The sequence below is a fragment of the Haloprofundus halobius genome, from assembly GCF_020097835.1.
Classification (GTDB): domain Archaea; phylum Halobacteriota; class Halobacteria; order Halobacteriales; family Haloferacaceae; genus Haloprofundus; species Haloprofundus halobius.
In genome coordinates, this window is the sequence record NZ_CP083666.1 from 1 (window position 1) to 24,624 (window position 24,624).

The window sequence follows — 24,624 nt, forward strand, 5'->3', positions numbered from 1 at the left end:
CACGGACGAACTATCGACTCGGAGCCAATTTTCAGTTACCCAAAGGCCCATTTACACGCACTCCCATGTTCGGACAGAGAATGTCTCGGAGTCCGTCGCTCCCCGACCGCCCTCGGCTCGACCTCGACCCAGAGATGTCGGACGCCGAGCGCCTCGATGCGATGCAGAAGCACTTCGCGCGCATCGTTCAGGTCAACGAGGAGCTAGACGAACGGTTAGCACAGGCAGACGACCGGATGGGGGACCTCCAGTCGGAGGTCGACCAACTGAAACGCCGCAACGACACGCTGAAGAAGGCGTCGCTGTACCTCGCCTCCGTCGAGGAGGTTTCCGACGACGGCGTCGTCATCAAACAGCACGGCAACAACCAGGAGGTGCTGACCGAGGTGTCGCCGCAACTGGCGGCCAAACTGGAGGCGGGCGACCGGGTCGCCATCAACGACTCCTTCGCGGTTCAGCGGATTCTCGACGACGAGACCGACGCCCGAGCACAGGCGATGGAGGTCAACGAGTCGCCCGACGTCTCCTACGACGACATCGGCGGCATCGACGACCAGATTCGGGAGGTCAAGGAGGCGGTCGAGGACCCGCTGGCGTCGCCCGAACTGTTCGAGGAAGTCGGTGTTGACCCGCCGGCGGGCGTCCTGCTGTACGGCCCGCCGGGGACGGGCAAGACGATGCTCGCGAAGGCCGTCGCCAACCAGACCGACGCGACGTTCATCAAGATGGCCGGCTCCGAACTCGTCCAGAAGTTCATCGGCGAGGGCGCGCGACTCGTCCGTGACCTGTTCTCGCTGGCGGCCGAGCGCGAACCCGCCGTCATCTTTATCGACGAGATCGACGCCGTCGCCTCCAAGCGGACGGACTCGAAGACCTCCGGCGACGCCGAGGTCCAGCGGACGATGATGCAACTGCTCAACGAGATGGACGGCTTCGAAGAGCGCGGTGACGTGCGCATCATCGCGGCGACGAACCGCTTCGATATGCTCGACGAGGCCATCCTCCGGCCGGGCCGCTTCGACCGCCTCATCGAGGTCCCGAAACCGAACGAGGAGGGCCGCCGCCGCATCCTCGACATCCACACCGACCGTATGAACGTCGCCGACGACGTGGACCTCGACGCGTTCGCCGACGACCTCGACGGGTTCAGCGGTGCGGACATCGCCAGCCTCGCCACCGAGGCGGGGATGTTCGCTATCCGCGACGAACGCACCGAAGTGAAGATGGAGGACTTCGAGGCCGCCCGCGAGAAACTCGTCGAGGCCGACGAGGACGACGTCGTCGGCGAGTTTACTGACTACCAGTACTGACGCACTTCGGACACCCGCACTTCGGAAAATCGGACACCCGCACTTCGGACACCCGTACCGCGGCTTTCCGCACCCTGTTTTCGCAAGCGCTTACTTCCCGCCGCGTCGTCTTCCGGTATGAGCACGATTCGCGTCGTGAGCGGCGTCGCGACCGGACCGACGCCGATGTCGTCGTACGACGCCGCCCTCGCCGAGGCGAACATCCACAACTACAACCTCGTCGCCGTCTCGTCGGTCGTCCCCGCCGACGCCGACGTCGAGTTCGTCGGCACCGCGCCGGAACTCGGCCCCGCCGGCGAGCGACTCACCGTCGTCGAGGCCCGCGCGACGGCCGCCGGACCGGGTCGGGTCTCCGCCGGCCTCGGGTGGACGACCGGCCCCGGGCCGGGACTGTTCTACGAGTCGGCCGGCGAGACGGACGCAGAGACCGTCCGCGAGCGTGTCCTCGCGGGCCTCGACGCCGGCCGCGACCTCCGCGAGTGGACGTTCGAGGACGAACGCGTCGAAGTCGCCTCGACGGGGGCTGACTCCGGCGAGTACACGACCGCACTCGTGGTCGCGGTTTACGGCGACAGCGAACCGATCTTATAAACTTGCTCCTGCCGACGCCTTTTTACTCGGATACCGCCTAAAGCGGACGATTGAGTTAGTATGAACGGCAACACCCCCTTCGCGGGCGTTCCGGACGCCGTCGACGCCGACCAACCGGACCTCTCCGCCGAACTCACCGGCGACCAGAAACAGCAACTCCGCCGAGCGGTCGCCAGCATCGTCGCACAGACGCGGGAGTATCTCCCCGACGGTTACGCTATCGGTTCGGAACTCTCCTACGACTCGAACGGCCCGCGGGCGACTGTCGCCGTCCACCCCCCGGCGGGTCACGCCGTCAGCGCCGGCTTCAATCCCGACACCGACGACCTGGAGTCGGGCCTCGACGACGAGGACCGCCGCGAAGTCGCGCGGGGTCTGGCCGCGAGCGCCGCGATGCAGGCGATGGCCGCCGTCGGCGACGGCGTCACGCCGACCGCGCGATAAGCGCCTCCGAAGGTCCGTCTCGTTCTCCACGACGTCGACTCGACAGCGGCGGCGCTCGTCGAGACCCGATTCACGAACGGGAGGCGGACACCTGCGTCGTCGCTACGGTGCGTCGGCGGCTCCGCTACTCGGCAGTCGATTCGACTGGCGAGTCGACGAACAGCGCGTAGCCGACGATTGCCGAGGCGGGCAGCGCGCCGAGCGCCACCCCGTGCGCCATCGCGAGCGACGATGTCGCCGCGGTCGCTATCCCCACGAGCAACAACGCGGGGATAGCAAGCAACAGGACGTCGTAGCACGATACCCCTGTGGGCACGTCGACTACGGCGTCGAACGGGTCGTCACTAACACTCACGAACGTTCACCTCACCCGAGTGTACGGAACACAGCGAGTGAACTATCCCACCCTACTCGCTCGCTTGCGCTCGCTCCTTGAGGGTGGGGCTTCCTGCTTCGATGACGCGCTTTGCAGGAACCGAAGTGGTTCCCGTAGGGAGCGCAGTCTCCACAGGCGTTGATTCGGAGCGTCCCGATCCTAACTGCTTGATACCGCGAGAAAGAATGTTCCACGCTGCGTTCCAGTCTCTGTCGGCGGTGAAGCCGCACGAGGGACAGGAGTGTTCGCGAACCCACAGCGGTTTGTCGGTCGAGACACCGCACGCCGCACACTCTTTGGTCGTTCCGCCTGGATCGACCGCGACAAAATGCGTGCCTTCGCGTTCGCACTTGTACTCGAGCATTCGAAGGAACGTTCCCCACGCTGCTCCGGCACGGTTCCGTGAGTTGCCGTCAAGTTCGACCAGACCTTTCGCGTCCAGGTCTTCGACCGCGACGAGATCGTACTCTCGTGCGTAGTACGCCGAGAGTTTGTGAAGGAAGTCGCGGCGCTTGTTCTTCAGATCGGCGTGGCATTCGGCCACGCGACGGCGTTGTTTCTCGTAGTTGCTCGACCCGTGCTCTCTGCGTGAAAGCTTCCGTTGCTCTCGCTCGAGTCGGTCGCGTTCGTCCGAGAGGTCGGCCGATTCGATCGCGTGGCCGTCGGTGTCGTGGGCGTATTTCAGAATACCCACGTCGATCCCGACGACGGTCTTTGGACGGTCGGGCTTCTCCGGCGGCTCTCGGTCAACTTCGACACCGAACGTAGCGAACCACTCGCCCGTCGGTTCCTTCTTGAGTGTGACCTGCTTGAGTGCGGCGTTGTCGGGGATCTCTCGATGGAGCCGGATCGGTATGTCCGCGAGTTTCGAAAGTGACAGCACAGTCTGGTCGCCCTTCTTGTCGAGCTTGAAGCCAGACTGATTGTACGTGAAACTGCGGAACTCGCGCGGTGGCTTCCACTTGAGCATCCCGACGCCGTAGCCGTTCTGCTTGAGCGCAGAAAGGCTACTGAGGTTGTTGAACAGGCGTTCAACGACGGTTTGGAGAACTTTCGAGTACACGTCCGAGAGTCCGTCCCACCACTTCTTGAGGTCGGGTAGCTCCGATCGAAGTGTGGTCATGGACGGCAGTTCGCCGTGGTTCTCTCGGTACTCGTTGAGGCGGTAGCGGGTATGGTTGTACAGTTGCCTACAGATATCGCGATGTCGGTCCAACTCCTCGCGGTGGGCGTCGGACGGCTCGAGACGATACTTGTAGGCGTAGTACATCAGCTCTCGCGTTCCTCAATGAGTTCGTCGAGTTGACCACGGACGAACGACGAGAGGTTCAGGTGGTTCTCCTCAACCCACTCGGCTTGGTCCTCTCGAATGGTGATATTCTTGCGTCTCACAACATACGCACTATGCGCACAAATGCGCATAAGTCCTGCGGAACGTGGGCCTGTGGGCATACCGTAGTAGAGTGTCTGAAAAACGAGCGGCGCTGTATTCCCTCCCTGCTCGCTTCGCTCGCTGAGGAAGGGGGCTTAGTGCCTCGATTCAGCTAAAATCTCCGCCGACTGTTCTTCTCGATGACTGTTCGACCCGCCGCCCGCTATCGATTACTTCCCCCAGAACGGGTCCCGACGGCGGTGTTTGTCGAGATACCCCTGCAGCGCCTCCAGTTCGTCGCCGGGAATCTCGCTCGACAGTTCCTGTTCGAGAATCTTCGCGTGTTTCTCGGGGAGTTCGACCCACAACTCGTCGCCCTCGTCTATCTGACGGCCGACCGTCGGGCCGTCGATGGCGACGCTGACGCGGTTGCCCGCGCGGACCTGTTTGACGTCCTCGCCCTGTTGTTGAATACCCGACAGCTGACCGACGCGCGTCGGCTTGTCCCCGTCGAACTTGACGACGCGCATGTTGTTTTTGAGGGTGCCGGACATGACCTCGACGCCGACGACGGCGGGGTCGTTCTGGCGGAACACGTGGTCCTGGAGGATGCGGAAGCGCGCCGGGCGGACGATCTTGTCGAGCACCGTCTCCTGCTGGGCGCGTTTTCGCTCGGTGACGAACTCGTCGTACTCTTCGATGAGTTGGTAGATGACGTCGTCGTCGAACAGCCGCACGTCGCTGTCGTCGAGTTCGTCCTCGGCGTTCGGCAGCACGTCGACGTTGAACGCGAGGATGACCTTGTGTTCGTCCTCGCGGGCGGTTCCGGCGACGGCGACGTCGCGGGGGGCCACGTCGCCGACTTCCGCGCGGAGAATCGGAATCTCGGCCTCTCTCAGGGCGTTTGCCATCGCTTCGAGGCTCCCGAGCGTGTCGGCCTTCACCACGACGCCTTCCTCCTCGGTGTTGACCTCTATCTCGGCGAGTTCGGCCTGCACGTCCTGTATTACGTCGTCGACCTCGCGGCTCCGGACGGCGCGGACCGGCGCGCCCGCCATCGCGTCGTCGAGGTCGGGGGCGGCGATCTTCACACCCGCCGCGGCTTTCACTTCGTCGACGCGCTCGAACCGCTTCTCGGTTCGAATCTCGGCGAGCGGGCGCGGTTGCAACAGCGCGCGAATCTCGGTGACGATGGGACCGTTGGTCCCGCCGACGACGATGGTGTCGCCCTCGCGGACGGTGCCGTCGTACAGCACCACGTCGAGCGTCGCGCCGAAGCCGCGCTCCTCCTTGACTTCAAGCACCGTCCCCGCACCGGGACCGGCGATGTCGACGGCCATCTCGGCTTTCATGTAGCGCTGCGACAGCCCCATCAGGACGGCGAGCAGGTCCGGAATCCCCTCGCCGGTCATCGCCGAGACGGGGATGACGCCGACGTTCTTCTGGAAGTTCTGGACGCGCCAGTAGAGGTCAGCCGACAGCCCCTCGTCGGAGAGCTGGCCGATTATCTCGTAGAGGTTCGTGTCGAGCATCCCCCGCGCGCGGTCGCTCTGGGCGTCGTACGACGGCTTGATGGGCGACCCCTCCTGCGGGTTCCACCCCGGCGTCGTGTCGACTTTGTTGGCGGCGACGACGAACGGCGTCCCGGTCCGCTTGAGGATGTCGAGCGCCTCGACGGTCTGCGGCTGGAAGCCGTCGTTGACGTCGACGACGAGGATGGCGATGTCGGCGAGCGCGCCGCCGCGCGAGCGCAGCGTCGAAAACGAGTGGTGCCCCGGCGTGTCGATGAACAGGAGACCGGGAAGGTCGAAGTCGTCGGGGTCGACGAGGCTGCCGGCCATCGACGACACCGTGTCGAGCGGCACCGCGGTGGCACCGATGTGCTGGGTGATTGCGCCGGCCTCACCCTCGCTGACGGCCGACCCCCGAACCTTGTCGAGGAGGCTGGTCTTCCCGTGGTCGACGTGACCCAGAACGGCGACGATGGGTGTGCGAAGCGTCTCGGTTCGTGGTGGCTGGTCCGTATCTGACATGAAAATCGCCCCGGAGAAGTTCTCTTATCCGTCGAATATCGGGGGTCGAAGTTAAGTGTTTCAACTCCGCACGCTGTCGATTTCGAGCTGGGAGAACTACCACGACAGGCGACCGTCACCGAGAAGCGACAGTCTCGGGACGCCGCCGCCGACAGACGCTCGTCAGACGACCCCGTGGCGTTTATGTGACCGGACTCGAATAGGCGGCTATGGCCGACATACTCGCCGAGAACCTCTCGGGCAAAGCCGTCATGGGTTCGGACGGAACCGAACTCGGCATGCTGTACAACATCACGATGAACCACAAGACGGGCGCACTCACGGATCTGCTCGTCTCCCCGGACGAGGAAGCGCTCGGCGTCGATACTGGGTCGTTCGACCGCGACGACGCCGGTCGGTTCCGCATCCCGGTCAGTCACGTCAAAGCGGTGAAAGATTACATCGTCGTCCAGCGTTAGGTAGATGCAAGTTCTCGATTCTTCGGCGTTCATCCACGAGTACCACACCGACGAGCAGACGGCTTCGATACCCGACGTCCAGGCGGAACTGGAAGGCGAGCACGCCTTCCGTTTCGACGCGATGGAAGGTGCGGGGATGCACATCCACATTCCCGCCGAGGGGGCCGTCGAGACTATCGGTCGCGCCGCCGCGGAGACGGGCGACGCCGACGTGCTCTCGGAGACGGACATGCGGCTTCTCGCCACCTCCTTCGAGTTGGACGCGACGCTCGTCACCGACGACTACGCGATGCAGAACGTCGCCGAACATCTCGGCGTCTCGGTGAAGGTCATCGCCCGCGACGGCATCGAAGAGCAGCGCAACTGGCGCTTCCAGTGCGCCGGCTGCGGCCGCGAGTTCGACGAGAACCACGACCGCTGTCCCATCTGCGGGTCGGACCTCACGCGAAAGAATCCGGCGTAGTCACGCCGTTCGGCCTCTCCGACCGCACGTTGACATCTCCTCTACGCACCCGGAATCAGACCTGTCGCGATAGCGTACTGGCCGAGGAACTGGTAGGCGTTGAACAGGCCGTGGACGACGGCGACGACGACGAGGTTCTCGGTCCGCTCGTACAGCAGCGCCAGAACCGCGCCGAGGACGAAGATGACGGCGATGCTCGCGACTTTGCCGCCGCCGCTGCCGATGAGCGCCAGCCAGTGGGCGACGGCGAAGACGGCGCTGGCGACCACGACGGCCACCGCCTGCCCGTAGACACGGCGGAGCTTCTCCTGGACGATGCCGCGGAAGATGAGTTCCTCCATCGGACCGACGAAGAAGATGGTCACCGGCACCATGTAGAGGAAGTAGACGGGGTTCTGCTGGCCGGCCGTGATGACCTGGTTTGCCGCCACCTCGATGCCGAATTGCTGGATGACGGCGGAGACGGCGACGAGTGCACCGACGAGGATGACGAGTCCGCCGCCGATCCAGCCGAGGTCGCGGAGCGTCGGGACGCGCCAGCGGACGATGTTCCACTCGTCTCGTTTCGAGAGGTAGAGGTAGGCGGCGATGCCGAAACCGACGTACTGTAGCGACCCGAGAACGGCACGCGTCGCGGGTGTCTGCGCCGAGATTCCGAGGGACTGGAGCACGAACAGACCGACGAGGGAGACGCCGATACCCACGGCGAACGCGCCGGCGACGACGAAGACGACGGTTCCGGCGGCCTGTAGGTGCGTCGCGGACTGCGACTGCGGGGAAGGTTCTGACTGCATCTGTTCGGCGTACAGTACTGGCCGACGCCGAATAGATGCACCGGTCGGGTTCGGCGACGGGGGAGCGATCGACCCGTTTCGCGTCTCGCCTACTCAACTTCGAGACGCGTCTTGTCGCTCACCGCGTCGGCCTCTTCGAAGTCGCCGCCGCCGAGAAGCCCACGAGCGGCGCGCTTGCCCCACTCGACGGCCGGCTGGGTGAACGTCGAGACGTTCTCCAGTTCGCCGTAGAGCACGCAGGCGACCTCCATCCCGTAGAGCAACTCGCCGACACCGCGCTCGTCGACGCGGTCGATTTCCACTCGGACATTCGGCTGGCCCGCCGCGGCGAGACTCGCCTCCGTCGCCTCGAACTCCGCGTCCAGCAGTTCGCCGAGCGTCGACCCGCCGAGGTACGACAACCCTTCGAGGTCGGTCTCGGGAATCGGTCGGTCCTCGCGCTCCCGCGGTCGGACGAGCGTGACGAGTTTGTCGTGGCGCCCTGCCCGATACAGTTGCAGTTGCGAGTGCTGGTCGGTCGCACCGAGCGCACGAGCGGGCGTCTGGCCGACGCCCTCCTTGCCCAAACTTTCGGCCCACAGTTGCGCGAACCACTCGGCGAAGTACTCTAGTGATTCGGCGTAGGGCATCATCGCGTTGACCGTCGCGCCGCGGCGGTCCAGCGCGTAGGCGGCCGCGCCGTACGCATACGCCGGGGAGTCGAACAGCGACCCCGACAGCTTCTCGGCCTCGTCGGCCGCGCCCGCGAGAATCGCGTCGAGGTCGTGACCCTGAATCGCCGCGCAGGCGAGGCCCACAGTCGAGAGCGCCGAGAAGCGACCCGGAACCCCATCGGGTACCTTCAGTGCAGGCAGGTCGTGTTTCTCCGCCAGTTCGCGGAGGTTCCCTTCCTCACCCGTGGTGACGAACGTCCGCTCGGTCCAGTCGACGCCCGCCGACGCCATCGCCTCGCGGACGACGAGGAAGTTCGCGAGCGTCTCGGCGGTCGTTCCGGAGCGGGAGACGACGTTTACGGCCGTCTCGCCGAGCGGCAGGGAGTTTAGAAGCCGAGCCGTGTCCTCGGGGTCGACGTTATCGAGGAAGTGCGCGTCGACGTCGCCGCCGAGCGCCTCCGAGACGGTCGCAGCGCCGAGGGCGCTGCCGCCGATGCCGACGGTCAAAACGGCCTCGGCGTCGCCGAACGGTTCGACCGCGGCGCGAATCTCGTCCGGGTCGGCCGTCTCCGGCAAATTGAGGGCAGCGTAGCCGTGCTCGGCGTCGGCGCGGCCCCGCTCGATGCGCTCGTGGGCGTCGGCGACGCGCTCGTCGAGGCGCTCTAACTGCTCGCGGCTCAGTCCGGGCGTCGAGTCGAGAACGTTGCCGAGGTCGACGTACATGGCCGAACGCGCGCGCGCCGACACCAAAGGCGTTGTCCTCGCCCGCAGGCGACGAGAGTCGTCGTCGGGCGCCGTGAGAGCGAGCGGGGCCGCCAGACCAATCGGCTTAATCGCCCCCGGTACCAACTGGGAACGATGGCCGACGGTTACAACGGCGTCTTCGGCGCGTTCCCGTACGCGCTCAGGCGCTCGACCTCGTGGCTGTTCCGCGTCTACGTCGCCGTGAGCGCGCTCGTCGCGCTGTTCGTCTCGCTCGTCGTCGGCGCGGGACTCGTGGTCCTCATCGGGAACACGGCCGGCTTCGCCGGGGGGCAGTTGACGCTCTCGCGGTCCTTCTACGCCGTCGTCGGTCTCCTCCTCGTCGCGCCGATTCTCGCGCCGACGCTGTTCGTCGCCCGCCGACATCGCCGCGAGGAGAGTCGGGCGAACGAACACTACGACTTCGCGCTCGGTCTCTCGGGGTTCGTCTTCCTCGCCTCGCTGTACGCCGGCGCGATAATCACCGTCCCGCCCGACCTGCAGACGCCCGTCGACGGCGCGCTCGCGCCGCTCGTCGAGTTGCTCTACGGTCTGCCACAGTTGGCAGGAGTGGTCCCGCCGCTTCTGGCAGCGCTTCTCATCTTCGGACTCCACCGACGGCTCCGGTGACTCGCCGACGCGCCCCGTGACTGGCGTCACCGCGTCGCACCCCGCCGAGACGACGAAACCGAAAAACGTCCCGACGACCTATCGCTGGACATGACTGACGACGAATCCAAGGAAGGGACGTTTCTCGTCACCGCGGCGGACGACGAGACAGCCGTGTTGAAGGACGTCGAGGACGGGCAGGTGCACACGCTGGTGTCGAACCCCGGCGTCGAGCGGCACGACGCCGTCGAGGGCGTCGTCGCGCCCGACCCGCCGATGAACGTCACGTGGCAACTCGTCGAAGTCGAGTCGCGCCGTCCGCTCCGCATCGAGGAGAGCAGCGAGTCGCCGACGACGATGGCCCGCGATCTCGCCGCCGAGCAACCGGTGGGCGAACTGACGCGGCGAGAACGCGCCGGAACCGGTGAGATTCACGTCGTCACGGTGCCCGAGGAGACGACCGAACAAGCCGTCGCCGACGTGCTCGACGACGAGGAGGGACTGCTCTCGCGGGCGGCACGACTCGGTGTCAATCGGGTCGAAGTGCGGTCGTCGCCCGGCGTCGTCGTCGTGCGCTACATGCCCTAACGTCGCCGCACGAAGAGGGAGACGCATCGCTGTGAGTTTCGGAAGTTTCGAGAACGTCGCGTCGGGGATACCTCATACATCGGCGGCGCGGCGCGCCGTCCGGAGAATTCGATTACTGGATGTGGCCTTCTTGCCGGAGCTGCTCGGCGTCCTGGTCGGTGTAGCGCCACTCGATGTTGGCTTTCTCGTCCTGCCAGTCCCACGGTTCGACGAGGACGACGTCGCCCTCGTTAATCCACGTGCGGTACTTCATGCGGCCGGGGATGCGGCCCATGCGTTCTTTGCCGTCGTTGCAGCGGACGCGGACGTGGTTGCCGCCGTTGTGCTCTGTGACGACCGCGAACATCTCGTTGTCGTTGGGCATTCGAAGGTTTCGACGCCCGGATTCCTCGCTCATAGTATAAATAGCGCCCGGAGACGGTTAAGACGTTTGGGGTCCGCGTTAGCGGATGTCACAACCTGTCACGAGCGACGTGTGATTTCGCCGACTGACATCCAGCAGCACTCACCCCGTCGGCCCCGCCTTGCTCTGCACGCGCCACCCGCCTTCCATCGTCTCGTCACGTTCGACGTACGCTATCTCGGTTTCGTCGCCGACCACTTCCCCACCCTCGACGGCTTCGACGCGGAACGGCACGTCGAGGCTGTCGCCGCAACAGCCGACGTCGACGAACGTCTCGAACGTGTCGCCTCCTGTCGGAGTATCGAGCTTTCGACGGAGATACCCCCGATAGCGGTCCGACGAAATCTGGTCGCGGCCCCAGTCGCTGAGATTCTTCGGATGCGAGAGGACGACCCGCGTCGCGGTTCGTCGCCTGCTCTCGTCGTCGTGGTGCGTTGATTCGGCCATCGAGAGGTGTATGCGACGGAGGCACATGAGGGCACGGGAATTTAAGAAGGCTTATTCGACGGGCTGACTACCGGCCGACATGGTTGCATTCGACGTACCGGAGGTCGATTTCACCCGGTACACGAATCGTCAACTCGCGGCGGTTCCGCTCACGGTTCTCGCGCTCGCGCTTCTCGTTATCGCCGTGACGTTCGCGACGACGGGCACGCCCGTGGCGCTCGGAACCGAGTTCTCCGGCGGGACAGAGGTTCGACTCGCCGTCGACGCGCCCGACGGACAGGCCGAGCAGGTCATCCGGCAGGCGTTCGACGCCGACATCGAGTCGATTCAGTCCGTCCCCTCCGACGGGACGTACGTCGTCACCTTCGGCCCCGACACGGACCCCGCGCAGTTGGAACAAACGGTAGAGAACCCGCCGAACGATGCGGCCGAACGACTGGAGATTCAGAGTCTCTCGACGGTTTCCGCCAGCTTCGGCGGTGACACGCAGCTACTGGCGCTCGGCGGTGTGGTCGTCGCGTTCCTCGGGATGAGCATCGTCGTCTTCGTCCTGTTTCGGACGTTCGTCCCGTCTATCGCCGTCGTCATCTCGGCGTTCTCGGACGTGGTCATCCCGGTGGCGCTGATGAACCTCTTCGGCATCGAACTGTCGCTCGGGACCGTCGCCGCGCTGTTGATGCTCATCGGCTACAGCGTCGACTCGGACATCCTCCTGAACAGCCACGTACTGCGGCGGTCGGGCGACTTCTACGAGTCGACGTACCGCGCGATGCAGACGGGTGTCACGATGACGCTCACCTCGATAGCGGCGATGATCGTGATGGCCGTCACGGCGACGCTGTTCGGCATCCAACTGTTGGCCGCCATCGGGTTGATTCTCGTCTTCGGACTGGCCGCCGACCTGATGAACACGTACATGCTGAACGTGACCCTGCTTCGCTGGTACAAGTACGAGGGGGTGAAACGATGAGCGCGCTCCGCGACAACTGGCGGATCATCCTGCTCGTCGTGCTCGTCGTCGCCAGCGTGTTCGCGCTGTTCGGTCCCGCCGGCGGCGTCGCCGGGTCCGCGGACGGAAACCAGTCCGTCGGAAACGACACCGTCGCAGGGACGAGCGACGGACCGACCAACCTCGTCTACGGACTCGACCTCTCCGGCGGGACGCGCATCCGCGCGCCGCTGGTCGGGGTCACCGCCGAGGAGGTGGAGTTCGAAAACGACTCCGCCGCGGCGGTCGAGCAGAACGTCGCCGCCGAACTCCCGAACACGGACGTGACGGATATCACCGCCCGTCCCCCGACGGAGGACCGTCGGGCGACCGTCGAAGCGACGACGGAGAACGTCTCCACCGACGACCTCGCCGCGGCGCTCGACGCCGCCGGGTACGAGTACGGGAACGTTCGCGAGGGGGTCACCGAGGAGACGCGACAACAGACCGTCGACGTCATCAGCAACAAGATCAACCAGGCGGGCCTCTCCGGCGGGTCCGCGCGAGTCGTCTCCACGTCGACCGGCGAGTACTTCGTGCTCATCGAGGTGCCGGACGAGGACCGTTCGGACGTGCTCGAACTCGTGAGCCAACAGGGCCAAGTGCAGGTCGACGTCTACTACCCCGCCGAGGAGAACGGCTCGACGGAGTACCGCCGCGAACTGGTGCTCGAACAGGGCGACTTCCAGAGCATCGGGACGGCGCAGCCGTCGCAGGAGGGTCAGGCCCCGAACGTGCCGGTCGTCGTCCGCGAGTCCAAAGCGCCCGAGTTCCAGGAGAAGATGGTCGAAACCGGCGTCGCCGGCGAGGGCGGGTCGGCCTGTAGCTACGACGAGAACCCCAACGGCACCCAGCCGTGTCTGCTGACCGTCGTCGACGGCGAAGTGGTCTACTCCGCCGGCATGAGTCAGGGTCTCGCGAACGACATGCGCAGCGGTCAGTGGGAGAGCAGCCCGCAGTTCGTCCTCCAGACGGCGAACTACTCGGAGGCCCAGCAGCTCGCCATCAACCTCCGCGCCGGCGCGCTCCCCGCGCCGCTGGACATCGGCCCGGACGGAGAGGGGACATCGTCGTACATCTCTCCCACGCAGGGTGAGAACTTCCGAATCAACTCGCTCATCACCGGCATCATCGCGGTGTTCGCCGTCAGCGGCGTCGTCTTCCTCCGCTACGGCTCCGCCCGCGTCGCGGCCCCGATGGTCGTGACGGCGCTGTCGGAGGTGGTCATCCTCCTCGGGGCGGCGGCGCTGTTGCGCTACCCGCTCGACCTCTCGGTCATCGGCGGCTTCATCGCCGTCATCGGAACGGGGGTGGACGACCTCATCATCATCGCCGACGAGGTGATGGCAGAGGGCGACGTGAATTCGCGGAAGGTGTTCCAGTCGCGGTTCAAGAAGGCGTTCTGGGTCATCGGCGCGGCCGCCGCGACGACCATCATCGCGATGAGTCCGCTAGCGGTGCTGTCGCTCGGCGACCTGCAGGGCTTCGCCATCTTCACCATCCTCGGCGTGCTCGTCGGCGTGCTCATCACGCGCCCCGCCTACGGCGACATCCTGCGAGCGCTCCTGACCGACCGCTGAGCGGCCGACGTCGACTCGTTTCTGACCGATTTCCGGCTCTCGTCCGGTTCTGAACCCGCTCTCGGTCGACTGTCCGGTTCGCTGCACTCTTTCGGTGTCGCTGTCCGACTCGAATCCTATACGCACAAGACGGTGGGGTTCGAACCGGATACTATGCACGTACCATCGCTCGGCACACCGGAAGGCGCGTTCGACTACCTGATGATCGTACTGCTCGCGACCACCATCGTGTTCGGCCTGTTCTTCGGCGCGCTCGAAATCGGACTCTTCTGACCGGCGCGTCAGAACTCCGACAGCGCCGACTGTTCGGCGGCCGCCAGCACGTCGGCGCAGGTCTGCCACGACGCGCGGGCGCAGTCCGGGAGGGTGTCGTGTTCGCGGACGTAGTTGCGGAGAAACGTGCGCGTCGTCGGGTCGCTCGGATAGCCGCTGCCGACCTCGCCGTACTCGTCGGCGATGGCGGCGACGCGGGCGTCGCGCTCGACTTTCGCGACGACGCTCGCCGCGCTGACGACCGGATGCGACTCGTCGGCACGGTGTTTCGAGCGCACGTCGATTTTCGGTCCCTCGGCTTCGACGGCCGTCCGAACCCGGCGACCGAACCGGGCTTCGTCCACGTCGCCCGCGTCGACGACGGCGAGATCTCCGCTCTGGGCGACGGCTGCGAGCGCCTCCGCCTGCGCGGCGACGGTCAGTCGGTTCATGTCCGTCTCCGGGTCGTCGATGCGTGCCGGTTCGACGAGGGCGACGCCGACCGACACCGCCGACGTTCCGCGAAGTTTCGCCGCCAACGACTCCCGCCTCGACGGCGACAGTCGTTTCGAGTCGTCCAACCCGTCCGGCAGCGCCGACGGCGGCGCGCGAACCGCCGCCGCGACCATCGGCCCGAGTACCGGCCCCTTCCCCGCTTCGTCGGCCCCGAGTTGCATGCCCGCGCCTCTCGCGGCGAGCGCTAAGGTGTTTTCCCTCCGCCGCCTCCGTCGGCTCCGCGATCTTCGTCGCCGTCGTCGCCCTCCTCGTCGACACCGAACGCCGACACACGGCCGCTACGGTGTCGTCTCACGGGATACGTCAGAAGCGAACATAGTGTCAGTAGATGAAGGCTGTGACAATCACTTACTATCCCGACGCTGTAGAGAGGTCCGCGGGAGGCAAGGTGTGTCAACCGTGTCGGGTACTGTGGACCCCCCGTTAGACCGCTGGTGTGTCAGACGCCTCCCGCAATCGGTCAGCACCCGTGCGACGGCTAACGGCACCTGGTAATAATTCTTGCCATGAAGGCAACTCAATAAAGGGCCCTCTCGTCGGCTCTCGGACCGGCGACCGTTCCCGGAACTCGGTCTCCGTCTCCCGGAACTCCGTCCACGCCTCCCGGAATCTCGGACGGGAGCGACTCGTTCGAACGGGATCGAAGCAGGAGCGACGCCGTCGGCGGGACGGTACGCGTCCGGTCGGATGGACGACAGTTTGACGGTGTCCACCGCGTTGCTCATGAAGTCGGGTCCGCGCAGCGCCGGTCGTCCGACAGCGTCCGTCCGTCTATTCGGAAAATAGGACATTAATCTTGTGGATTGTTATCACATTTCGAGAGTGACCGCGGCGACTCGACTCGCTATCTGAAGCACTCCTCGCGCTCGAACGGTTCCTCCTCGCCTTCGACGGCGAGTACGTCGAGCGCGGTGACGACGGCGGAGACGCCGAGCAGGCCGGCCAGGCTGGGTTCGGTCCGGCCGTCGTCGCCGGAGACGAGTTCCTTGATGTAGAGGCCGCCTTCGCCGTGGATTTCCACCGTCGCGTGGCGGGCGTCGACGCGTTCGGCGCTCGCGTCGTAGACGTGACGCGTCCGCGTGAGGTTCGCCCGCCGGTGGTCGACCCGCTGTGGGGTGTACTGTTCGACGGTGGCCCCGACGAGTTCCTCGACGGCCTCCGAGAGCGCCGCCTCGCTCACGTCGGCGTCGAACTCGACTTCGGCGCGGTACGTCTTGCTCGCGTCGAGGCTCTTGACCCGCTCGACCATGTCGTGTTCGGCGAGGCGTAGTCCCTCGACTTCGACTTTCCCGTCGGCGAACGCGTTGATGTCGCCTTCGAGGCGTTCGACGTCGACGTCGCGGCGTCTGGGTTCCTTGACCTCGATGACGAACGGGCGGCCCGTCCCGAGCATCAGCGCGTCGACGTCCTCGCGACCCGCGCCGTGGAACAGCGACTCGACGCCGTCCATCACGTCGAGGACGACGGGGGCGCTCAGCCCCTCGACGCTGTCCTCGTAGAGGTAGCCGCTGCCGCCGCAGTGGTCGCAGGTCTGTCTGCCCTGTCGACCGCTGCCGTCGCACTCGCGGCACGGCCACTCGGTCTGCGGGATGTCGCGGACGAGTTTCCGGTAGCGGCCGTAGACGAACGCCGAGTTCACCTCAGTCTCGACGCTGTCGTCGTCAATATCGAGGACGAACTGCACGTCCGGGCGTCCGAAGTCGACGGTGGTGTCGGTGAGACGGCCGAACCGCTTGCCGACCTCGCGGTTGAACTCCGATTTGAACGGTTCGCCGGCGTCCTCCGGGAGTTCGGCCATCTCGCGCAACAGCGCCTCGTTCTCCTCGACGAGCGGCGGCGCTCGCGTCCCGACCTGGTACGTCTCGAACTCGACGGCTTCGCCCTCGCTGCCGTCGACCGTCGCCGCTGCGCGTTCGGCCCACTCGTCGAACTGTCCGCAGAGGCCCTCGCAGACCCAGCAGTCGGCGGGGTCGACGTCTGCGGGTTCCTCGTCGTCTTCCAGCGCCGCGGCGACGCGGAGCGACCGGCCGCGCTCGGCGTTGGTGAGCCCGTAGCTTCGGTCGGCGAACACCCGGCCCAGACAGGCGTCGCAGAGCGGCCCGCCCTCGGTCAACCCGCGCGCGTCGTCGAGAATTCCCATAGCCAGTACTCGTTCCGGCGTTCCTTTCCGTCTTGCTATTCGGCGACGCTCCGCAGTTCGGTCCGCGCTCGCGACACCACAACGGGCCGTCGATTCATCCGCTGGCGACTCGAACGGTCGTTCAGGATATATCACGGACTCGGATGAACCGCGGTATCACGGCTGCGAGAAGCTTCTTGTACCCCCGTCGGCTACGCCCGTCACCACCTATCGGAATGAGCCGTTATCGAAATCTGGCGTCGTTTCTGACGCTCTCGGTTATCTGGGGTACTGCCTACGTCGCGATCGACGCCGGTCTGGCGACGCTGCCGCCGGTGCTGTTCGCCGCACTCCGCTACGATGTCGCCGGCGCGGCGTTGTTCGCCTTCGCGGTCGTCCGCAGCGACCGCTGGCGGCCGCGCACGCTCGCCGAGTGGCGACTCGTGGCCGTCGGCGGCCTATTAGTCATCGGGCTGAACTTCGCGTTTCTCTTCTCCGGACAGCGGTACGTCGGTGGCTCAATCGCCGCCATCGTCGCCAGTACCGCGCCCGTGCTGACGCCGCTTTTCGCCCGCTTCCTGCTCCCCGACGAGCGACTCGACGCGCGGGGCGTCGTCGGCGTCCTCCTCGGTCTCGTCGGTGTCGTCGTCGTCGCCACCGGCGGGAGCACCCTCGGCGGCGACCTCGTCGGCGTCGTCCTGCTCGCGTTGGCGGCGGTGAGTTTCGCGCTCGGGACCGTCCTCACCGAACGCTACGACGCGCCGCTGTCGCTGGTCCCGACGCAGGCGTGGATGATGCTCATCGGCGCTGGCGTTCTCCACACGGTCAGCGCGGCACTCGGCGAGACGTCACCGCTGTCGGTGACGTGGACGGACGGTGCCCTCGCGGCGCTCGCGTATCTCGCACTCGTCTCCAGCGCCGTCGGCTACGTGCTCTACTTCGACCTGCTCGGCCAACTCGGGGCGGTCGAGATCAGCCTCGTGAAGTACGTCGTGCCCGTCGTCACCGCGCTCGTCGGGTGGGCGGTGCTCGGTCAGTCGCTCTCTGCGGACACCGTCGCGGGCTTCGCGCTCATCGTCGGCGGGTTCGCGCTCCTGAAAGGCGGCGACGCGTTCGACGAAGTGGTTCGCCTGCAGGCGCGCGTCAGCCGCGGCTACGACGCCGAGAACGTCTACGTGCCGGACAGCAGCGCGCGGCGTAACGCGGCGCTCGGCGACGACTGAGACGGGTCGAATCGAGTTTTCGAGTGTTAGACGAGTCGCTCGACCAGCCACAGCACCGCCAGCGTCGACGCCGCGCCCAGCGCGAGCAACAGAACGAACAGGCCTCCGACGACGAGCGTGAAGAATCGCCGGTCCATCTCGCTCGTCCGCGGGTCGGCGCGGCGCGCTTCGGCGAGGCGGACGTTTCTCGCGTTCGCCTTCCACACAGCGTCGAACACGTCGCCGACGACCGGAATCGACCCGACGACGGCGTCGACGGCGAGGTTGAACAGCATCCGCAGTACCGTCACCTTCGGCACGCCGAGGTAGGCCGCCTCGGCGACGATGTACGCCGAAATGGCCGTAATCGGTACGTCACCGACGACGGGAACCAAGCCGATTATCGGGTCGAGGCCGATTCGGTAGTTCGTCCCCGGAATCCGGATCGAGTTGTCGAGGAGGCGACCGAGGCGTCGCAGTCGGCGTAGCGTCTCCGTGTGTTCGGCGACGCGCGCCGTCGATTCGAGGCCGCCCGCGCCGCTTGCGTCGTCCGCGACGCTCACCGTCCCGACTGTCTCCGAGTGGTCCGTCCTCGCCGGGTCGTTCACATCACCCCTTCGTCACCGACCGAGAAAACGTCTCGGCGGTCGTCGACGACGACCGCTCCGGGAGTCGAGTTCGCGACTCTCGGTAGCGATACGGGCGGAAACGCGAGGGTACGGTCGAACGGTACGGAGAAGGCTCTCCGATGGGAGTCGAACCCACCTCCGCCGGGATGGACCGGCGTGTCCCACCGCTGGACCGCGGAGAGTGCGCGCCAGAGGCGAGAACACGCTCACGCGTCGCGGACATCGCGCACCTCCGAGGCGACCGACGCCTGTTTGACGCCGAAGCTGTCGAGCAACTGTGCTTCGAGCGTAGCCGCGTCCGACCCGTCTTCGGCACCTGCGGCGCCACCGTCACCGACGTCCACGTCGAGTTCGACGACGAGCGTCGTGCGGACTTCGACCGTCAGGTCGTTCAGACCGGGTTGGAGGCCGCAGAGTTCGAACTCCTCGACGCTCGTCACGCCGTCTAGCGTTCGCAGTCGCTCGCGGACGGCCGTCCGGAGGTCACCGGAGGCGTCGCGCGAGACGAACACCGTCAGGTCGGCTTGCGCCGACACGGGGGGCAGTTTCTGCACTGACATGAGGGGGTCGGGAGGGAGTCGATTCCTCACCTGTCCGCGGACCGCTCTGCCGCTTGAGCTACCGACCCCACCGCGCGAAGCGATGGCTTCGGTCGGAAGACGTTTCGTCAGTCGACAGCGGACGCGGCACGCGCCGCGGTGACGACACGCGAGTCCGAGACACGCGCGTCGCTGCCGTCGAAGATCGCCGGAGAATGAACCGTGGGGCTCGACTCCGACGACCGCGAAAGATACGCAGACGCCGGAGGCGTCGCGTGCTCACGCGATGACGGAGTCGAACCGACCGTACGGCTTGGATGGGCCAGACCCAACTCCGGCGCAGTTGCCGGTGGACACACCAGTCGCCATCCGCTCGGTGGCGAGGGCGGGTGACGGGGTGTGGTGGGTGTGGCTGAGCATCGTTCACCGTGCCCGCTTCTGCGGGCGCTTACAGACACGTCACGTGGTCAATACATAAACGTTATCGATGTGTGCCACGAGTTACCACGAAATCTCGTCCCTCGCATGGAGCGCGTATGGTGACACTGCGTCACGGTTTTTGGTTTTTTGGCTTCGCGAGCACGCGCGCGCGAAGGGCTTAGGCGTGGTCGGCCCCTACGGATAGTCGGAGAAATCTCATGATTTCAATACCTCCGACGGACCCGTCCGACGCGGACGGCGACGTCCCCGAGTACGAGGAAGTACGCGTGCCCGTGCTGGTCATCGGCGCGGGTGCCGCGGGCGCGCGGACGGCCATCGAACTGGCCGAACGCGGCGTCGAGAGCCTCGTCATCGGAAAGCGCTCGCACGGCGACGCGCACACCACGTGGGCCGCCGGCGGCATCAACGCGGCGCTCGGAAATCTCGACCGCGAGGACGACTGGCGAATCCACGCCGCCGACACCTACGACGAGGGCCACTTCGTCAACGACCCCGACGCGGTCGAACTGATGACCAAGCACATGCCCGACCGCATCCGCGAACTCGCCGACTGGGGGATGCCGTTCGACCGCACCGTGGACGGCAAAATCGACCAGCGCTACTTCGGCGCGCAGTCGTTCCGCCGGACCTGCTTCGTCGGCGACCGAACGGGGGAGGCGATGCTGGAGACGCTCGTCTCGAAGGCCCGAGAGCTCGAAATCCCGTACCGCGAGAACGTGATGGTGACGCGCCTGCTGTCGGACGGTGCGCGGGTCCACGGCGCCGTCGCCTACGACATGGACGACGGACACTTCGTCCGCTTCGAGGCGAGCCACGTCGTGCTCGCGGCGGGCGGCTACTCGGCGCTGTACGACCGTCACTCCTCGCGCGACGAGGAGAACAACGGCGACGGACAGGCGCTGGCGTACGAGGCGGGCGCGGACCTGTTAGACCTCGAATTCGTCCAGTTCCACCCGACCGGGATGGTTCAGGACCCCGACTGGGAGGAGGAGTGGTCCGGTCGTCTCGTCACCGAAGCAGTCAGAGGGGAGGGCGGCCACCTGCTCAACGCCGCGGGCGAGCGGTTCATGGAGAACTACTCGCCGACGCAGATGGAACTCGACGCCCGCGACGTCGTCGCTCGCGCTATCGCTCGGGAGGTGCGAGAGGGTCGCGGCACGGAGAACGGCGGCGTCTACCTCGATATCTCGCACCACGACCGCGAGTTCATCGAGGAGCGGCTGCCGAAGATGTACGAGCGCTTCCAGAGCCTCGGCATCGACCTCGCCGAGGAAGCGGTCGAAGTCGCGCCGACGGCGCACTACTCGATGGGCGGCGTCGACATCGACTTCAGGACGGGAAAAACGCGCATCGAGCGGCTCTACGCCGTCGGCGAGACCGTCGCGGGCGTCCACGGTGCGAACCGCCTCGGCGGCAACTCGCTCGCCGAGACGGTCGCCATCGGCAAACTCGTCGGCGAGCACGTCGCAAACGTGTTCGACGATGCCGAGGACGCCGAGCCGTCGCTGCCCGCCGGGATGCGGACGCTCGCCGAACGCGAGTTCCGCGCACTCGAAGAACTCGCCGAGAGCGACGGCGACACGACGCCCGCCGAGTTGCTCGCGGAACTCCGCGCGGTGATGGAGGACCACGCGGGCATCCTCCGCGACGAGGCGTCGCTAGAGGAGGGACTGCAGAAACTCGCCGCACTCCGTGAGAAGACGACGGACCTCCGCCTCGACGGTGACCGGACGAGTCGCGCGTTCGAGGACGCCGTGGACCTCTCGTTCATGCTCGTCGTCGCCGAGGGCGTGTTGCGGTCGGCGAAGCGCCGCACGGAGTCGCGCGGGGCGCACTACCGGACCGACCACCCTGAGACGCGCGAGGAGTGGCGCAAGAACGTCCTCGTCCGCCGCGGCGACACGGGGATGGAACTCCGTGACCGTGCGGTCGGCCTGCCGAGCGAGGAGGTGCAGGAAGCCATCGACGAGGGTCACGAACTGGAGTACTACCACCTGGAGTAGTCGCCTCCGACACTACGGGCGTCGGTGGGTCGCACCGATGCTCGCCCCTCCTTCGATACTCCCGTTCCATCGCCCTTCCCACCCGTCGTGACCGGCGCTAACACGCGTCGTTGCTTCCCCGTTCGCTGACCTTAATCCCGTTCGTCGCCGACCCCCGATAATGACATGTAATCAAGCGCATGCCCCCGCCTTCAGGCGGGGGTCAAGCGACCACAGAACTACACAATCCACCGACGGCACTCACTCCGGGGTCTCCACATCTTTGAGACCGCGTTCAAGTACGTCGCAATACGCCTCAGTCAAGTTCATATTGTTGCGTTCGGCGTGGTCTTTCACTCGCCCGTGGATACTCCACGGAATGTCGATGTTCGGCCTCATCAACCGACTTTTTAGACCAAGGGACCAACTAGACTACGATGGCAAGGCGAACCAACACGTTCGTTGTCCGACCTCGCTCCGAACAGGACGCGGAGTTGCTTCACGAACTGTTGGACGCCTCAGCCAGCCTCTGGAACGAACTCACCTTCGAACGTCGCCAACAGTACTTCGACGGCGACAGCATCTGGGACACCGTCGACTACCGCAAACAGTACGTCGGTGTTCTCGGAAGCGCCACCGCTCAACAACTCATCCGCAAGAGCAAGAGCGCGTGGAAATCGTTCTTCTCGCTCCAAGAGAAGGGCGAACACTGTTCACCGCCCGGCTACTGGGGCAACGAGGACGACGGTCGAACACTTCGCACGTACATCCGCAACGACCAGTACACGCTGGAGATGGGCGACCGCTCACGCCTCGAAATCCCCGTCGGGAAAGAGCTCAAAGAGAAGTACGGCCTCGGCTACACCGAGCGCCTTCGCCTCGAAGTCGCGGGCGTTCCGAAGTGGGACGGCAAACAGGGTCGGTTAGAACTGTACTACGACGAGACAACGGCCCAATTCAGGGCCTTTCAGCCAGTCATCGTGGACGATTCTCGACTGGATGCACCACTGGCTTCCGAAGAAGCCGCTCTGGATATTGGGGCGAACAACCTCGTCGCCTGTACGACCACAACCGGCCAACAGTACCTGTACCACGGACGAATCCTGTTCGATCAGTTCCGCGACACGACGCGAGAGATTGCCCGGCTACAGTCGAAGCTCCGCGAGGGGCGCTACTCCTCGAACCGGATTCGACAACTGTACCGTGGCCGGACGCGACGGCGCGACCACGCACAGAACGCGCTGGTGCGCGACCTCCTCGAACGCCTCTACGACGAAGGCGTTTCGACCTTGTACGTCGGGGACTTAACCGACGTTCTGGAGACGCACTGGTCGGTTCGGGCCAACGAGAAAACGCACAGCTTCTGGGCGTTCCGGGCGTTTATCGCCCGACTCGCGTGTACCGCCGAGGAGTTCGGCATCACGGTCGAAGCGCGGTCGGAAGCGTGGACAACTCAGACGTGTCCAAATTGCGGTTCCACAACGGACACGATTCGGCATCAGGACACGTTCACGTGTTCGTGCGGGTTCGAGGGACACGCCGACCTCGTAGCCTCAGAATCGTTCCTGAGACGGCAGACAGACGTACCAAGGCCGATGGCACGGCCCGTGCGATTCGAGTGGGACAGCCACGAATGGCTGGAGTCATCACGCTCTCACGAAAGTCCCAAAGAAGCGCGCACAGACCAGAGTATCCACGGATAGGAGAAAGTCGCTCGCGTCGGGGGTGGCGCTAATGCCAGACCCCGAGCGCGAGGATTCCCGCGCCTTTAGGCGCGTGGAGGATGTCAACGCCGCCATCGAAGTCCGCGACTTGCGGAAGCGGTACGAAGGGGTACAGGCGCTCGACGGGGTGTCGCTCACCGTGCCCGAGGGTTCCTTCTTCGGTCTCCTGGGTCCCAACGGCGCGGGGAAGACGACGTTCATCTCGATTCTCGTCGGTCTCGTCAGAAAGAGCGGCGGGACCGCCGAGGTGTTCGGCCACGACGTCGAAGACGACTACCGCGAGGCGCGCGACGCCATCGGCCTCGCCCCGCAGGAGTTCAACGTCGACCGGTTCTTCCCCATTCGCGAGGTGCTGGAACACAAGGCGGGCTACCACGGCATCCCCGCCGAGGAGGCCCGCGAACGCGCCGACGAGGTGCTCAAGCGCGTCGGCATCTACGAGAAGCGAAACACGCGCTTCGACTGGCTCTCCGGCGGGATGAAGCGCCGGTTCGTCCTCGCGCGGGCGCTCATCACCGATCCCGACTTACTCATCCTCGACGAACCGACCGCGGGCGTCGACGTCCAACTCCGCCACGACCTCTGGGAGCTCATCACCGAACTCAACGACCGGGGGACGACGATTCTGCTCACGACTCACTACATCGAGGAGGCAGAGCGACTCTGCGACGAGGTGGCGATTCTGGACTCCGGACGCATCGTCGCCGTCGACAGCCCCGAGGACCTGATGGACCGCGGTGCGGACCGCATCGAGATTCAACTCCGTAACCCACCTGCCGAAACCCCGTCGCTTTCCGCAGGCGACGGGAACGTCGAGAACGTCGAACTCGAAGACAACCGTCTCGTCGTCACCGCCCGGAAGGGCGGGTTGGTCGCTCCCGACATCGTCCGCGAACTCGACCGCGAGGGCTTCGAGATCGTCGATCTCGAAATCTCGCGCACCTCGCTCGAAGAGGTGTTCGTCGAGATGACGCGCGGCGAGGAAACCGTCGGCGAGGAGGACGATGGTGAGAGCGAGGCCGAGAAAGCGACTGCAGCGGCCCCCGGTGCGGGAGGTGACCGCTGATGGCGGTGTTCCCGACCGGGTTCAAGACGCTGACGCGCCGCGAGATTCTGCGGTTCGTCCGCCGCCCGCGCAACACGTTCGTCCCGCCGCTCATCACAAATGTTCTGTACTTCTCGGTGTTCGGCGTCATCCTCGGCGATCGCGTCGGCCAGATCGCGGGCGTCCCGTACATTCTGTTCAATCTGCCCGGCCTCGTGGTGCTGGGTGCTATCTCGAACGCCTTCGAGAACGGGTCGTTCTCAATCTTCCACGGTCGGTGGAACGAGTACATCCCACATCAGAGTACTCAAATCTTATACAAAGG

25 protein-coding genes and 1 pseudogene are annotated in these 24,624 nt (G+C 65.7%); 14 read left to right on the plus strand and 12 right to left on the minus strand.

What is annotated here, in order from left to right:
• Positions 1-80 precede the first annotated feature (80 nt).
• The 3 genes from pan2 to LAQ74_RS00015 all read left to right on the plus strand — a co-directional run bounded on the left by pan2 (position 81) and on the right by LAQ74_RS00015 (position 2,345).
• Positions 81-1,310, plus strand: coding sequence for a proteasome-activating nucleotidase Pan2 (gene pan2 / locus LAQ74_RS00005; RefSeq protein WP_224333732.1), 1,230 nt, complete (start codon positions 81-83; stop codon positions 1,308-1,310).
• Between the two features lie 117 nt (positions 1,311-1,427).
• Positions 1,428-1,901 carry a pyruvoyl-dependent arginine decarboxylase gene (locus tag LAQ74_RS00010; protein ID WP_224333733.1) on the plus strand — a complete coding sequence of 158 codons (474 nt, stop codon included), beginning with the start codon at positions 1,428-1,430 and terminating at the stop codon, positions 1,899-1,901.
• A 60-nt stretch (positions 1,902-1,961) separates the two neighbouring features.
• Entirely contained in the window at positions 1,962-2,345 is a 384-nt protein-coding gene (locus tag LAQ74_RS00015) for a DUF5811 family protein (protein ID WP_224333734.1), read from the plus strand.
• A 124-nt stretch (positions 2,346-2,469) separates the two neighbouring features.
• Here the strand turns inward: LAQ74_RS00015 and LAQ74_RS00020 are convergent, their stop codons facing one another.
• The 4 genes from LAQ74_RS00020 to infB form a co-directional block, all read right to left on the minus strand.
• Positions 2,470-2,700 carry a DUF8015 family protein gene (locus LAQ74_RS00020; RefSeq protein WP_224333735.1) on the minus strand — a complete coding sequence of 77 codons (231 nt, stop codon included), beginning with the start codon at positions 2,698-2,700 and terminating at the stop codon, positions 2,470-2,472.
• Between the two features lie 52 nt (positions 2,701-2,752).
• The gene (locus LAQ74_RS00025; protein ID WP_224333736.1) at positions 2,753-3,991 is read right to left on the minus strand and encodes an RNA-guided endonuclease InsQ/TnpB family protein; all 1,239 of its coding nucleotides are present in this window, start codon (positions 3,989-3,991) and stop codon (positions 2,753-2,755) included.
• Positions 3,991-4,113, minus strand: coding sequence for a hypothetical protein (locus LAQ74_RS20280; RefSeq protein ID WP_255542762.1), 123 nt, complete (start codon positions 4,111-4,113; stop codon positions 3,991-3,993). Before LAQ74_RS20280 ends, LAQ74_RS00025 begins: the two co-directional genes overlap by 1 nt.
• Positions 4,114-4,323: 210 nt before the next feature.
• A complete protein-coding gene (gene infB / locus LAQ74_RS00030) occupies positions 4,324-6,126 on the minus strand; it encodes a translation initiation factor IF-2 (protein WP_224333737.1) in 1,803 nt (600 codons plus the stop codon).
• Between the two features lie 209 nt (positions 6,127-6,335).
• On the opposite strand from infB, the gene LAQ74_RS00035 reads away from it, so the two are divergent.
• Both LAQ74_RS00035 and LAQ74_RS00040 read left to right on the plus strand, forming a co-directional pair.
• Complete coding sequence (locus LAQ74_RS00035; protein WP_224333738.1) at positions 6,336-6,584, plus strand: PRC-barrel domain-containing protein; 249 nt, start codon at positions 6,336-6,338, stop codon at positions 6,582-6,584.
• 4 nt (positions 6,585-6,588) lie between these two features.
• Positions 6,589-7,047 carry an NOB1 family endonuclease gene (locus tag LAQ74_RS00040; protein ID WP_224333739.1) on the plus strand — a complete coding sequence of 153 codons (459 nt, stop codon included), beginning with the start codon at positions 6,589-6,591 and terminating at the stop codon, positions 7,045-7,047.
• Between the two features lie 41 nt (positions 7,048-7,088).
• Here LAQ74_RS00040 and LAQ74_RS00045 read toward each other — a convergent pair whose 3' ends face one another.
• Both LAQ74_RS00045 and LAQ74_RS00050 read right to left on the minus strand, forming a co-directional pair.
• Positions 7,089-7,841 (minus strand): CPBP family intramembrane glutamic endopeptidase, encoded by a 753-nt coding sequence (locus tag LAQ74_RS00045; protein WP_224333740.1) that lies wholly within the window; start codon positions 7,839-7,841, stop codon positions 7,089-7,091.
• 89 nt (positions 7,842-7,930) lie between these two features.
• Positions 7,931-9,217, minus strand: a complete 1,287-nt coding sequence (locus tag LAQ74_RS00050; RefSeq protein ID WP_224333741.1) for a glucose-6-phosphate isomerase — start codon at positions 9,215-9,217, stop codon at positions 7,931-7,933.
• Positions 9,218-9,352: 135 nt separating this feature from the next.
• Here LAQ74_RS00050 and LAQ74_RS00055 point away from each other — a divergent pair, with 135 nt between their 5' ends.
• Positions 9,353-9,865 (plus strand): DUF8056 family protein, encoded by a 513-nt coding sequence (locus LAQ74_RS00055; protein WP_224333742.1) that lies wholly within the window; start codon positions 9,353-9,355, stop codon positions 9,863-9,865.
• Positions 9,866-9,955: 90 nt separating this feature from the next.
• A complete protein-coding gene (locus tag LAQ74_RS00060) occupies positions 9,956-10,432 on the plus strand; it encodes a DUF5812 family protein (protein ID WP_224333743.1) in 477 nt (158 codons plus the stop codon).
• Positions 10,433-10,544: 112 nt separating this feature from the next.
• On the opposite strand, the gene eif1A is transcribed toward LAQ74_RS00060, so the two are convergent.
• On the minus strand, positions 10,545-10,829 hold the full coding sequence (gene eif1A / locus LAQ74_RS00065) for a translation initiation factor eIF-1A (RefSeq protein WP_224333744.1): 285 nt from the start codon (positions 10,827-10,829) through the stop codon (positions 10,545-10,547).
• A 108-nt stretch (positions 10,830-10,937) separates the two neighbouring features.
• Entirely contained in the window at positions 10,938-11,282 is a 345-nt protein-coding gene (locus LAQ74_RS00070) for a DUF7968 family protein (protein ID WP_224333745.1), read from the minus strand.
• Between the two features lie 79 nt (positions 11,283-11,361).
• Between LAQ74_RS00070 and secF the strand changes: the two genes are divergently transcribed.
• Entirely contained in the window at positions 11,362-12,252 is an 891-nt protein-coding gene (gene secF, locus LAQ74_RS00075; protein WP_224333746.1) for a protein translocase subunit SecF, read from the plus strand.
• Entirely contained in the window at positions 12,249-13,850 is a 1,602-nt protein-coding gene (locus LAQ74_RS00080) for a preprotein translocase subunit SecD (protein WP_224333747.1), read from the plus strand. The genes secF and LAQ74_RS00080 overlap by 4 nt, the downstream gene beginning before the upstream one ends.
• A 281-nt stretch (positions 13,851-14,131) precedes the next feature.
• Here the strand turns inward: LAQ74_RS00080 and rnhB are convergent, their stop codons facing one another.
• Entirely contained in the window at positions 14,132-14,779 is a 648-nt protein-coding gene (gene rnhB / locus LAQ74_RS00085) for a ribonuclease HII (protein WP_224333748.1), read from the minus strand.
• Positions 14,780-15,462: 683 nt separating this feature from the next.
• A complete protein-coding gene (locus tag LAQ74_RS00090; protein WP_224333749.1) occupies positions 15,463-16,758 on the minus strand; it encodes a tRNA pseudouridine(54/55) synthase Pus10 in 1,296 nt (431 codons plus the stop codon).
• Positions 16,759-16,973: 215 nt separating this feature from the next.
• Here LAQ74_RS00090 and LAQ74_RS00095 point away from each other — a divergent pair, with 215 nt between their 5' ends.
• Entirely contained in the window at positions 16,974-17,960 is a 987-nt protein-coding gene (locus LAQ74_RS00095) for a DMT family transporter (RefSeq protein ID WP_224333750.1), read from the plus strand.
• A 26-nt stretch (positions 17,961-17,986) separates the two neighbouring features.
• Here the strand turns inward: LAQ74_RS00095 and LAQ74_RS00100 are convergent, their stop codons facing one another.
• Positions 17,987-18,547, minus strand: a complete 561-nt coding sequence (locus tag LAQ74_RS00100) for a DUF4112 domain-containing protein (RefSeq protein WP_224333751.1) — start codon at positions 18,545-18,547, stop codon at positions 17,987-17,989.
• Between the two features lie 227 nt (positions 18,548-18,774).
• A complete protein-coding gene (locus LAQ74_RS00105) occupies positions 18,775-19,128 on the minus strand; it encodes a hypothetical protein (protein WP_224333752.1) in 354 nt (117 codons plus the stop codon).
• Positions 19,129-19,745: 617 nt separating this feature from the next.
• Between LAQ74_RS00105 and LAQ74_RS00110 the strand changes: the two genes are divergently transcribed.
• The 4 genes and pseudogenes from LAQ74_RS00110 to LAQ74_RS00125 all read left to right on the plus strand — a co-directional run.
• The gene (locus LAQ74_RS00110; RefSeq protein ID WP_224333753.1) at positions 19,746-21,551 is read left to right on the plus strand and encodes an L-aspartate oxidase; all 1,806 of its coding nucleotides are present in this window, start codon (positions 19,746-19,748) and stop codon (positions 21,549-21,551) included.
• Positions 21,552-21,967: 416 nt separating this feature from the next.
• Positions 21,968-23,233, plus strand: a complete 1,266-nt coding sequence (locus LAQ74_RS00115; protein ID WP_224333754.1) for an RNA-guided endonuclease InsQ/TnpB family protein — start codon at positions 21,968-21,970, stop codon at positions 23,231-23,233.
• A 31-nt stretch (positions 23,234-23,264) separates the two neighbouring features.
• The gene (locus tag LAQ74_RS00120) at positions 23,265-24,320 is read left to right on the plus strand and encodes an ABC transporter ATP-binding protein (protein WP_224333755.1); all 1,056 of its coding nucleotides are present in this window, start codon (positions 23,265-23,267) and stop codon (positions 24,318-24,320) included.
• Positions 24,320-24,616 (plus strand): annotated as a pseudogene (locus tag LAQ74_RS00125) (ABC transporter permease); the annotation flags it as partial. The gene LAQ74_RS00120 and the pseudogene LAQ74_RS00125, both read left to right, overlap by 1 nt.
• Positions 24,617-24,624 lie beyond the last annotated feature (8 nt).